Here is an 11,191-nt window from a genome sequence, read left to right on the forward strand (position 1 = left end):
TCATTGGGCTATTGAGAAAAGGGAAATGAAGGCGAGGTTAGTTGTGTTGGTCGGATTCTGTCCACATTATTTCTATTGGGGTTCCCACTTGAACTAAATCCATAAACTCGTCCATCTCGTCATCTGTAATGGCAATACAGCCCTCAGTCCAGTCTACCTGAAGATATTTGTTCTTAGGGTTGTTGCCATGAACCATGATAAAGCCACCAGGATCGACGCCCAGCTCTTTGGCTTTCGCTTTGTCTGCTGTATTGGGGTAGCTGATGTGCATGGCTCTGTGGAATGCCGAGTCTTCTTTTTTGTAATCCAGAATGTATCGACCTTCTGGGGTTTTGTGGTCGCCTTCTTGAACTTTATGCCCTTTGGGGGAGCCACCTAAAGCGATCCGGTATTCCTTAATGATTTTCCCTTCATCAATTAGGTACATTTTCCTCTCAGCCTTGACGACTTTGACAAGATCGACTGAGGAACAGGCAAGTGTAGGGAGAAACAACGTTATGATTGAAAGGCAAAGAGTGAGTGTTTTTTTATCATTTTTATAAATGTTTTATCTGTCGTAACCATTAAATTGACCCTGATGGTTACTGTTGTGTTAATGAACTATACGAGCAATCTACTTCAAGTTTATGAATTGAGCGAGAAAAAATGAACATGGATTATCAGCCTAGCTCTTATGTCTGAATGAAATTTATGCAAGCCTGCATCACACGACAATTTGGGTAAGAGCGGTTGGTTAACACACATTATTGCTGGAAGCGACCTAAAAGAATGACCGCATCCCGCTTTTACAAGCCGGATGCAATTTTCGAAATTAAAGGTCTAATGCAATCATTATTCTTACATTTTGTTGATGAGTTTTCTCAAATACGGAAGTAAATCGCTGGCGAGCAACCCGATTGCGCCTTCCTCTCTGGCGCACCAGTCAGCGGCATTACTGTGAAGCCATACCCCTAGCTTCGCAGCGTCCAGCAAGTTCAGTTTTTGCCCTAACAAACTGCCGATTACACCACTTAATACATCTCCCATTCCACCTGTCGACATGCCGGGGTTGCCCTGACCGCAGACCCAGAAGGTTCCACCATCATAAACAATGGTGCCTGCACCTTTTAATACTACAACCCCACCAAATTTTTCATGCAAGTTCGCCGCAGCCTGATAGCGGTTGTCCTCTACTTCTGCCACTGTGCATTCAAGTAATCGGGAGGCTTCACCAGGATGAGGAGTAATAATCCGGTTATCATCCTTATCTGGTTGAGTAGCCAGAAAGTTAAGCGCGTCGGCGTCCAGTACTTTTGGAAGATCAAGATGACAGAACAGATGATAGAGTTCGCTTCCCCAAACCAGTTGACCCAGCCCGGGTCCCAAAACCAAAGTGTCTGCCCACTGAAGTGAGTCATTGACCAGATGCTTATTGCCCATGTTTGGATCGATCATGATTTCTGGATGCGTAGCTAATAAAGAGGGAGCATTGTCCTTGTATGTGATGACTTTAGTTAACCCCGCACCAGTACGTGCACAGGCAGAAGCTGCGAGAGTAATAGCGCCCCCCATACCGTGAGCTCCGCCCACCAAAAGCACCTTGCCAAAATTACCTTTGTGACTGTTAGGCTTTCGTTTGGGTAACGCATCATCAAGGATTCGTGAGCCTATCATCTGATAGGGCGTGGAAACATTCTGTTTAAAATACTCGCTTGTCCCCAGAGAATCGCAACTCAAAGTCCCAGTAAAGTTTTTTGCGCGCCCTGTGACCAGACCTTTTTTCATTCCGATAAATGTTACGGTAAATTCGGCTTCTATTGCTGTCCCGAGAGGGAAGCCAGAATCGGCACAAAGCCCTGAAGGAACATCCACCGCAACAACAGGAGCAGGGTGCAGGTTTACACGTTCAATCACTTCTGCGTATTGTCGCCTGACGTTTCCAGACAACCCCGTACCCAACATGCCATCAATGATCAGTTCCAGATGTTTGGGAAAGGATGAACTTGGCGAAAGAATCTCCCCTCCGATACCCAGCCAACCCTGTTGCGCAGTCAGGGCATCACCCGTAAGGCGGTCAGAGTCGCCCACATGCCACAAAGTCACATCCAACCCTGAGAGTTTAGCCAACTTGGCAACGACGTATCCGTCACCGCCGTTGTTTCCGGTGCCACATAAAACCAGTATCTTTTTTGCCGTGGCGTATTCATGAGTCATGAGGTGAAAGATGGCTTTGCCCGCTCTTTCCATCAGCTCGTACATCGGGATGCCGAGCTTTTTTGCCGCCAGTTTTTCACCTTCTCTAATTTGCGAAGTGGTGTAAATCGGGGTGTGTTGATTGTTCATTGTCCTAGCCTGTTTTAATTTTCAGGTTTGCCCTGTGTTTTGAATCCTGAGTGTAGGTAAGACCTATGTGGTTTTGAATGAAAAATTGCTTTTAAAATAAGACACATAAGCAGTTTTTCTTTACCACATAGAACCGAGAAAATTATGGGAAAGCACTAACTATTAGAATAGTCTTTATTAGAGGTTTTATCAGCAATTGGTGTGAATACATGTGACGATTTAGAGGGGAAAGCTTCTTAGAGTTTTGCTTATGGAAGTGATTTGAGTATAGCTGTATGAACATCCTGATACAGCCAGCGAGAGTCGCTGGCTGTTCTAATCTGAAGTTTGGAGTTCTACTTTAAACTCCAGCGATCATCTACCCAACCTCCGGCGTTTTCATCAAAGTGAACACCGATAAAGCGATTTTGGTCTTCCATTTTCTGATCTTTACTTGGGTCTTCTGCCAACATTTGGCGTATGTGGCTTGCCATAGGGTCATCAACCGGTTGCTGCTGATTCCTAATTGCGACTTCTTTAATCATTTGAAGGCGATAGGCTGAACTGGCTCTTTTCATAACAATGACTCCTATGTTTGGTGTGTGGAAACCTGAACTGACTATTCAGAACAAGTGAGGGTATAGCAAACTTTAGGAGCCACATCTGACAGCGTCAAACGTGTTTTAAGAACATTTAAGTGGCTGGATATTCCGTTCGGATATCAAGCTTTAATTTGAGCTCAACTGATTGTATTAAGAGTGCAGAGAAGTGGGGTGTAAGAGTATGAAATGAGAGGTTACTTCAATAAAATTGCCAATCGATATGTAATTTTTAACCATGTATGCGACAGGGTTAATTTCCTGTCGCGGACAGAATATGAAATTAAATCGAGACAAGCTCTTCGTAGATAGATGGCACTGAAATGGATAAAAAAGGTTTAATTCGTTCGATAGCTTGTTCGGGTGTCAGCTCTTCAAAATCTTTTGAAACGCTCTGCTTTCCAAATATACCGAGAAACCCTTTTTTCAACACAACGTTAGCAAACAACATGCAATGTTCATTGCCAAAAGGCACAATCTGAAAGGTCGCTTCCTGCTTATTGTGATTGGTGATTTCCACAAAAATACCACCGCCAGCGTACTCTTCTGTTGGCAAGTTACCTTCGGTATCCCAAGGGTATTCGGTCAGAATGGACATGACCTGCTCTATGGTTGCGTTTTCAGATGAGAAGTGAGTGGGCTCTTTCGCATCACCTTCGCGATAGGAGTAGTGTACGTTGATCATGATGTGTTCCTTTATGAATTGAACCCCAAACTTGGTTTATTGAACCGAGTAAATCATGGGCATTCAATCATAGTTACACCTTTATGTGATATAGGGTCCGAACAGACCCTAGACATGCTGGTCTAGCAATATGGGATTGCCATCGGGATCTTCCAGCATAATATGCGCTGGTCCTGAACTGTTTTCATCGGCTTTGGAAGCAAGCGTAATCCCCGAGCTTTCCAGATGCTTCTGGATATCTCTTACATCGGTGAAGTTTTCAAGGGTAGCGCAGCTTTGCGTCCAGCCGGGGTTGAAGGTCAGCATGTTCTTCTCAAACATCCCCTGAAACAACCCAATTTTATGTTCACCGTTCGACATGATGAGCCAGTTTTGCGTTTCGTCACCTGCGAATTCAGTAAACCCTAGCGCTTGGTAAAACGCTTTGGATTTCTGTAAGTCTTTGACGGTTAAACTAACCGAAAATGCACCCAGTTCCATCGTCCTCTCCTTGTTTGATCGCTCACGTGGCTATCAATTCTTAGGGTCTGTTGACCTTTCGCGGTTAAATTTTGTTCGAGTTCTATGTGGTTTAATCGCGGCGCAAGGTCTTTCGCTTAGTCATTCTAAGTAAATACCTTGCAACAAAGAGTAAAGCGCATAGAACTGAACCCTTCGGGCAGCATTTGTGGCTCCTTTCTACTGTGTTACCGCTTATTGATGTAGAGCGACTACACCGAATAAGCGCTGCCTTGTATAAAGAACCCACAAATTGCTGCAAAAATCATCTCGAAAGGTCAACAGACCCTAGTAAGAAGCCATGTGATTCCTGTGCTGTTATGGTTAAACGTACTGGGTCAGGTATATCACGCTTTCGACCCTCTTGTGTTTACCGCCCTCACACTCTCACGGGGTGTCATCAGCTTTTTGCGTAGCTTTAACCCCGGTTTCTCAATTATGAAATAGGAGAAGAGAGCGAATGCAAACGCAAGAATGATGTTAGTCGGCCAGTTGGCGTACCACTCACGGGTCCAGGAATTTAGGAAAGGTTCTTGCCACAGATACAGTGAGTAACTTAAAACACCCAGCCAAATTGCAGGCTTGCTGTTAAGAACTTTAAAGGTGATGCCCTGATTGAATTGGCTATAACGTAAAATCATCAGAGCCGCGCAAATATTGATGATGGTTTGCCCAGCGACATAAAACCAGGCAGGGCTAAGTTTGTAGATTGCACTAGGAACCAGAATCATGGCAGCCGGTATCACGATGAACCAGCCAGAGCCAAAAAACTCAGGGAGCCTGAAGCCACTTTCCTTCATGTAAGCGAGAATACAGCCCATCGCGAGTGCATCGGCGATTGCCTGAAATTCCCGTGTCATGGCTGAAGGGGAACTGCCTGCTTCAAACCACATCCAGTAGCGAACGCAAGGAATGATGACTACAGCGATGACCAATAAGTGTTTGGCATGCTTTTTACCCAACAAAGTCAGAAGTAGAGGCCAGAGAAGATAAAACTGCTCTTCAACCGCGAGTGACCAAGTATGGTTTAACCACCATTCTCTCTCGTGGTGGTAGTTCATGGTGTAAGTGACAGCGTGGAAAAGATCACCGGGCATCAGGGAGATAATCCCAGCATATTCTGCCACTGCGATACAGAGCACGTAAAAATAGAAAGCCGGAAACAGTCGGAATATACGGCGAATGAAAAACTGAGACAGGTTCACTTTTTCGTTTCTGTTCATCTCATTCAGCAAAAGAGTGGTGATCAGAAATCCTGAAATGACAAAAAAGACCTTCACGCCAAAGTTGCCCAAATTGTGAAGAGGCATGAATATCTGCGGAAAGTTTACGGTGCCAACCAAGTGACCAAAACAGACAAGAGAAATGGACGCTGCGCGCAGCCCATCCAGTGATGGAATTCTATTCTCCATGATTTTTCTCCCCGTGTTGCTTAACGAAATGATAGTTGGCCGCCGTCAGGGCCACCAGAATGTAGACAGGCCATGTAAACCCTTGAGTTAAAAAAGAACCCGAAACACTGAAAGCAATGATTCCGGCTAAGGTGCCCTCACTCATGGCATAAGTGACAGGTGGGAATCGATCAACGTTCTCACTCACTTTTCTGAGTGAGTAGATGGCAGTTTTGTACATGGTGATCACCATGGCTAAGAAAACGAAAAGACCGACAAACCCTGTTTCACCCAATACGCCGAACCAGGTACTGTGAACCGCATGGTTCTTACCGTCCCAGTAGCTGCTGTAGAAGTAATAGTTGTAGAAGTAGTTATCGATGCCAACTCCGGTAACTGGGTTGTCTAGCGCCATTTTGAATGCGGCTTCCCAGGCATGTATCCGCCCCATGGCTGATTCATCAATACCTTCCTCTGCGGCTCCTCCGGACTTTCGTCCGCTGATTCCAGCAGCGAAGTACAAGATCACCATAAGAACGCCACCGCCAGAAAACAGCAGCGCTTTAGATTTCACACGTCGATAAGCAAAAATGCCGAGCACGCTGGCAATGCCGAGTAACCCGCCTCGGCTTTGAGTCGCAATGATTGCCCATACAATGAGTACACTGGTAATGGCACCGAAGACACGCTCATATCTGTTCATGCCCGGAGCCATAACGAGAGCAAGTGCAAACGAGAAGGGAAACAGTAGGACCAAAGAGAGGTCATTTGGATCCCCAAGTACCGATTGAAAGCTTCTGCCGATGGTGACTCGCGTTCCCTCTACCAGACCAATTCCAGCGAGTTTGTTCGAGATAGCTACAAAAGCGACCAGTCCACCGGCAATACAGAAAAGGCGAATAGCCAGTTTGAAGTGATTGGGTTGAGTAAGGATCCATGACAAGACGGGTGTCATGATGGCGATTTTGACATACGTGCTGGTGAAGTAGTTGATGGATGCCGTTTTATTACCAGCAAACAGAATTCCGAGCATCACAATAATGAAAAACACCGCAAACCACTTCAGTTCCTTACTTGGCTTGAACTGAATATTTCGTGTGATGGCTATGTGCCAGAAGAAGGTCATCAGCGTCGCCAGTGAGAGCAGCAAAGGAATGCGCAAAGGCATTAAAACCGGAAATGCCTCATGCAACCGGAAATAAGAGAAAACGATAAACAGTAGGGCGAGAAGGACAGGGAAATTAAGTGTAAACAGAATAGCAAAAGGCACAATGGCAAGCGCAACAGGTATCGCCGGATGCGGGACCAGATACCATAGCCCACCCAGCACGGCACACAGCGCACTGACACACAAAATCGTGCCCAGGTGTTTGCTGTAGTCTGTTTGCTGTTGGGTAGAAAACATGGCATCTCCTTGATATCTATATGAGAGATAGCAAGGGAAGTGCCAATATATGTGGGTTTATAACGTATTGTTTTTAAAGAGATAAATATATAAAGAAGTCGACCTTCTCAGAATGAGAGTCAAAATAAATAGAATGATGTGTTGTATGTTTGATATTCAAATGGTATCTTAGCCGCCGCAATGAATTATATACCCAGTAAACACAAGGTTAATTGGGTCTAGCACTATTCTTTCAGCCGGAACGGGCTTTGCGGGCATGCGGTGCCCGCTTTTTTTTACTTTAAATTCTCCATCGCCCAAGCCATAAACTTTCTTTGAGTTTCAGAATTTAAATCCTGAAAGGCAGATTGTGCTGACTTAAGAAGATGTTCTTCAGAATGAGTCAACGTAACGGTCGTCTCTTTTTCTGAGCGATAGACCGCCAGTCCTTCACCCTTTTCATTGTATCGGCGAATCGCTCCTTCAAAGTCTTGCAAAGTCTGTAAGCCGCCTATGTGTATCGTATCTATCTTGTAGTCGATTGAGTTGGATGAGGCATCGGTCAGAGTAAAGGTTGGCGCTTTTTCAAATTGGCGTGCATCACTCATTGTTCTGAACGCCTTGTAATCTAAAGTCAGTGACTCTCTTGCTTCGAACAGAAGGACGTAGGGCTGTGAATAGTATTTGGTTCTTCTGCCATCCTCTACCACGATCTGACCAATAGTCACGGCAATCTGATTTAATCCGGGCTGAATCTCCAAAGCTGAGGTGGACTTAATCCACTGACTCTCAATTTTAGCGCCATTGAGGGTTCTTGGGGTGAGCTCGTTACTCAGGTTCAATGTGAGTGGGGATGCAAAAGTAAAGCTGGTAAAGCCAGCCAGTGCTAAGACAACTATACGTAAAGCAAATGCCATGAAGCCTCCAGAAACAGGTTAGGGCGGGGTAATATCCCGCCCTGAGTTTTATTTTGACTGATTAGAAGTAGTATTCCACGCCAACGGATACTTCATTAAATGAATCTGACTTCCAGCGATCATAAGTCATGCCTGCGTTACCGGAGTCAACCGTGTTACCACCCATTGTGACGTCACGAGCACGTACGTAAAGCACCGCAGATGGGTCTACAAAATACATCGCCTGAGCAGAGATTATATCGTCAGCTGAGTCTGCCACTTTCTCGCCATTCACTTCTAGCTCAAAGTTTTTGGTGTAGCCGACTTTAAACTGCCAGTCGCCTGTGTTGTACATCAAACCAGATGTCATGGCATTTTGTTTCTCTTCACGCCCGTTATCGACGCCTTCGGTAACTTTTGCATCCTGGATACGGTACTGCGCGAAGAAAGAAATACCATTTTCAAACCATCCCTGAACCCCAATCAGGTACGTATTGTTATCCCAGATACGGTTAAAGGTATCTTTGGTTGATGGGTCATGGGCGTCGGGATCAAGCGTGCCATCCTGAAAACTTTCAGCAGTGTTTCGGTTGATCTCATAGGCTGCATCAAACTGGATTGGTCCTACTTTGTAATGTGCAGCAGCACCTTGCCACCAACCTTCGTCACTTCCGGTTGCTGCGGCTTTGGTTCTTCCGTAAGCCACATCCAGAGTCAGACCGCCCCATTCCGGTGAGTCCCAACGAACCGTGTTTGATGAGCGATCCTGGAATTTTGCACCACCAATCAAGCCACCCCAGTCCCACACATCACCTAAACCTGGGTTTGCACCGGGCCAGTCAACCACTTCATAGAGTGGTGTGAGAACACGACCTAGTCGGAACTGACCGAATGAGTCAAAGTCTTCAAAACCGACAAAAGTATCTCGCTCACCAAAACCACCGCTTGCCGTATGATCAGAATAAGAAGGGTCGACATAGCCGCCTTCTATCTGCCAGATAAATTTAGGACCAAAGTTTTGGAATTGTTTAGAACCTCTGAAACCAATGCGGCTTTCATTGTTGGTTTGGAAGCCAGTAAGGCTAGGGGAGTTTTCGTAGTCACGATAATGCGCCTGTAACGCGATGATTCCGTACACATCGTATTTCGCATCGGTTTCTTCTGCGACAGTTGGAAATGCTGTCAGTGCAACGCTGCTTACTGCCATTGCGATGATGCTAGGCTTAAAGATTTTGTTCATGTTTACTCCTAAGGTGTATAGCTGAATTCTGTGCCAGCTCCTGTAGGCCGCTGGATACTCGCACAGAGAATCGTTGTTGTTAGATTGAGTACGTGAACAAGCTTAATCAGAAATTTTTCTTGGGTAGTTTCAAGCAGTTATGGATTTGAAGAGGGTCAAAATTTAGCTTTTTAGAAAAATATAAAGCTATATTTTTCAATGGGATAGCATCACTGTGCAAACAGATGTAAAAATAGATAATCAGTGATTTAGATAGATGAATAATTGAAAGAGAGTGCTTGGGTAAGGCTTGAAACAGAAGGGAACATACGGAGATTTTTTGTTTGTTTTAGATGCTTTGAGATGTCGCATATAAAAAGCTTGATGCATATCTCGTTGCAAGAGGATAGAACAGGGTGAACTTTTGTCAGGCGAGACTGTCTCGTGTGCTTTTTGTCTCGCCTTTTATCTCCTAGAGTTTGAATAGTACGATTATTTTGGTTTTATGTAAAACCATTTTTGCCGACAGTTTTTCTATCAATAACCTTTTTACCAACAGCCATCGTAGGAAACTACGGCTCCCATTACCTGATCAATTTTATAGCGCGTATTCTCGCCAACGTAGAGAGCAGCGCCCATTTCCTGTGAACCTGTCACCCGTTTGGCATGACACAAATAGGCATTGGCTCCCATAGAAAAGTCGATATTGGCATTTTCGACATCAAGTAAAGAATCTGAATTGTTGAGGTTAGCGCCCAGAGACAAATGAGCATCCAAGTTTGAAACCTTGCCCTCAACGAAGATTTCTGCACCCATGCTGCCCACTACTTTTAACTCGTCGCTTGAAATGGCACATGGAACAGCGGTGAGGTTTGTGCCCATTTTTGCTTCGACGCTTGTGAGTGGCTTGTCGGTTACCACGGTAATGTCGAGGTGTTTAGTCGCAAACCATCCGGGGTCTTCGCCTTCATTGCTGATCAGCAATTTGCCTCTGGTATTCTTTAAAGAAAGCTTATCCAGTACGTCTTCGTGACCCTGAGCAATCACCATCGGTTTTGCACCGCATTGAACGTTGACGCTAATGTCTTTAGAAACACCCAGTGAGTGGAAGGAAGTGGTAGGAAATGCACGTTCTTCGTCTGCCATTGCAGAGTCAGCAATAGCCAGAGAAACGATCCCGGTTAGGAATAAGAAACTCGCGTAAAACCTTGATTGAGAAAACATAACTAGCCCTTTAAATTAGAATTGGCACACATACTTGGTATTTCAATATGTGTGCCAATTTCTAATCGTTTGATTTTAAAGGGGTTGTTATATTTCGTGGTGAATTTAACTAACTGTTTTAGCTAAAATTACCAAGATTTCCCAGCAAATTTGTAGGTAAGACCAACTTCAAATGACCAACCAAAGTTACGCTGAACGATTGGGCTGTCATCATCATGACTTTCCATTCTTGCTTTACTGATGATCACCAACTTCTTCGAGAAGTCGTACAAACCAATTACACCAGCCTGATAGACAAAGCTGCTGGATGCGTCATATTGCTTCAATCCTGATGCACTGGATTCCGCAGCGCTGACACCGTACAAATGGTCGGACAGCTTTCTGTCTCTCCAGTCTAATTCCACGTAAGGAGTCAGTGTGAATCGACGCATTGGCGTGTTGAATGTTTTTCCTAGGTGAACCTGAATTTCTTTACCACCGTGGACATTCATAACATCCTGAAGGTAGGTAATTCGAGCGCCAGGTGTACCTATGGTAAGACCTAATTCCAGGTTACCGTCTCGCTCATCGATACCATCTGGAATGGTATCAAAAGTGTTAGATACCTGAGCAAAACGCCAGTTACCGGAGATACCGACGTATGGCAAAACGTTGTAGCTTGCCAGGCTGCCGTCAATAAATCCGCGTTCACCGTAGTAAAACAGGTTAGGCGTAATGCCAAACTTTGCAGAATCTTCGGTAGAGTAAACCGATTGTCCAAATGTACCGCTAGCACCAATGATGCCGTATTCCTCACCTGGCTCGAATGCGAATGTAGAACCAGATACCAATGCTAATGAGAGTGCGACAAGTTTTTTCATAATATACTTCCATGACCTTACTATACCCAAGTGACCTCGCTTTATGGATTTCTGAGGTCACTTGGGTATAACAACCATATAGAACTGGCAACTGCGTTTTTTCTTTCACATGCGGCAATAAAAAATTGCCACCT

11 protein-coding genes are annotated in these 11,191 nt (G+C 44.9%); all 11 read right to left on the minus strand.

Going from position 1 to position 11,191, the window contains the following annotated elements; translation table 11 throughout:
• Window positions 1-37 precede the first annotated feature (37 nt).
• Window positions 38-493, minus strand: a complete 456-nt coding sequence (locus tag RH89_RS23175; RefSeq protein ID WP_425277044.1) for a L,D-transpeptidase family protein — start codon at window positions 491-493, stop codon at window positions 38-40.
• A gap of 344 nt (window positions 494-837) precedes the next feature.
• Entirely contained in the window at window positions 838-2,322 is a 1,485-nt protein-coding gene (locus RH89_RS23180; RefSeq protein ID WP_004407300.1) for a bifunctional ADP-dependent NAD(P)H-hydrate dehydratase/NAD(P)H-hydrate epimerase, read from the minus strand.
• Window positions 2,323-2,657: 335 nt separating this feature from the next.
• Window positions 2,658-2,879 carry a hypothetical protein gene (locus RH89_RS23185; protein ID WP_004407302.1) on the minus strand — a complete coding sequence of 74 codons (222 nt, stop codon included), beginning with the start codon at window positions 2,877-2,879 and terminating at the stop codon, window positions 2,658-2,660.
• A 304-nt stretch (window positions 2,880-3,183) separates the two neighbouring features.
• Window positions 3,184-3,585: a hypothetical protein gene (locus RH89_RS23190; RefSeq protein ID WP_004407304.1), complete on the minus strand. Its 402-nt coding sequence runs from the start codon at window positions 3,583-3,585 to the stop codon at window positions 3,184-3,186.
• Window positions 3,586-3,693: 108 nt separating this feature from the next.
• Window positions 3,694-4,065, minus strand: coding sequence for a VOC family protein (locus RH89_RS23195; RefSeq protein ID WP_004407306.1), 372 nt, complete (start codon window positions 4,063-4,065; stop codon window positions 3,694-3,696).
• Between the two features lie 365 nt (window positions 4,066-4,430).
• Window positions 4,431-5,495: an acyltransferase family protein gene (locus RH89_RS23200; protein WP_004407309.1), complete on the minus strand. Its 1,065-nt coding sequence runs from the start codon at window positions 5,493-5,495 to the stop codon at window positions 4,431-4,433.
• Complete coding sequence (locus RH89_RS23205) at window positions 5,485-6,879, minus strand: O-antigen ligase family protein (RefSeq protein WP_004407311.1); 1,395 nt, start codon at window positions 6,877-6,879, stop codon at window positions 5,485-5,487. Before RH89_RS23205 ends, RH89_RS23200 begins: the two co-directional genes overlap by 11 nt.
• Before the next feature lie 275 nt (window positions 6,880-7,154).
• The gene (locus RH89_RS23210) at window positions 7,155-7,775 is read right to left on the minus strand and encodes a DUF2057 domain-containing protein (RefSeq protein WP_004407312.1); all 621 of its coding nucleotides are present in this window, start codon (window positions 7,773-7,775) and stop codon (window positions 7,155-7,157) included.
• 61 nt (window positions 7,776-7,836) lie between these two features.
• Window positions 7,837-8,994 carry a porin gene (locus tag RH89_RS23215; RefSeq protein ID WP_004407314.1) on the minus strand — a complete coding sequence of 386 codons (1,158 nt, stop codon included), beginning with the start codon at window positions 8,992-8,994 and terminating at the stop codon, window positions 7,837-7,839.
• Between the two features lie 528 nt (window positions 8,995-9,522).
• Entirely contained in the window at window positions 9,523-10,197 is a 675-nt protein-coding gene (locus tag RH89_RS23220) for a GIN domain-containing protein (RefSeq protein ID WP_004407316.1), read from the minus strand.
• A 128-nt stretch (window positions 10,198-10,325) separates the two neighbouring features.
• The gene (locus RH89_RS23225; protein WP_004407319.1) at window positions 10,326-11,057 is read right to left on the minus strand and encodes a MipA/OmpV family protein; all 732 of its coding nucleotides are present in this window, start codon (window positions 11,055-11,057) and stop codon (window positions 10,326-10,328) included.
• Between the last annotated feature and the right edge of the window lie 134 nt (window positions 11,058-11,191).

The sequence above is a fragment of the Vibrio nigripulchritudo ATCC 27043 genome, from assembly GCF_000222685.1.
In the GTDB taxonomy this organism is placed as follows: Bacteria; Pseudomonadota; Gammaproteobacteria; order Enterobacterales; family Vibrionaceae; genus Vibrio; species Vibrio nigripulchritudo.

Coding starts and splice junctions, on each gene's coding strand:
- RH89_RS23180 (WP_004407300.1), bottom strand. CDS start 2,322: ATGAACAATCAACACACCCCGATTTACACCACTTCGCAAATTAGAGAA.
- RH89_RS23185 (WP_004407302.1), bottom strand. CDS start 2,879: ATGAAAAGAGCCAGTTCAGCCTATCGCCTTCAAATGATTAAAGAAGTC.
- RH89_RS23190 (WP_004407304.1), bottom strand. CDS start 3,585: ATGATCAACGTACACTACTCCTATCGCGAAGGTGATGCGAAAGAGCCC.
- RH89_RS23195 (WP_004407306.1), bottom strand. CDS start 4,065: ATGGAACTGGGTGCATTTTCGGTTAGTTTAACCGTCAAAGACTTACAG.
- RH89_RS23200 (WP_004407309.1), bottom strand. CDS start 5,495: ATGGAGAATAGAATTCCATCACTGGATGGGCTGCGCGCAGCGTCCATT.
- RH89_RS23205 (WP_004407311.1), bottom strand. CDS start 6,879: ATGTTTTCTACCCAACAGCAAACAGACTACAGCAAACACCTGGGCACG.
- RH89_RS23210 (WP_004407312.1), bottom strand. CDS start 7,775: ATGGCATTTGCTTTACGTATAGTTGTCTTAGCACTGGCTGGCTTTACC.
- RH89_RS23215 (WP_004407314.1), bottom strand. CDS start 8,994: ATGAACAAAATCTTTAAGCCTAGCATCATCGCAATGGCAGTAAGCAGC.
- RH89_RS23220 (WP_004407316.1), bottom strand. CDS start 10,197: ATGTTTTCTCAATCAAGGTTTTACGCGAGTTTCTTATTCCTAACCGGG.
- RH89_RS23225 (WP_004407319.1), bottom strand. CDS start 11,057: ATGAAAAAACTTGTCGCACTCTCATTAGCATTGGTATCTGGTTCTACA.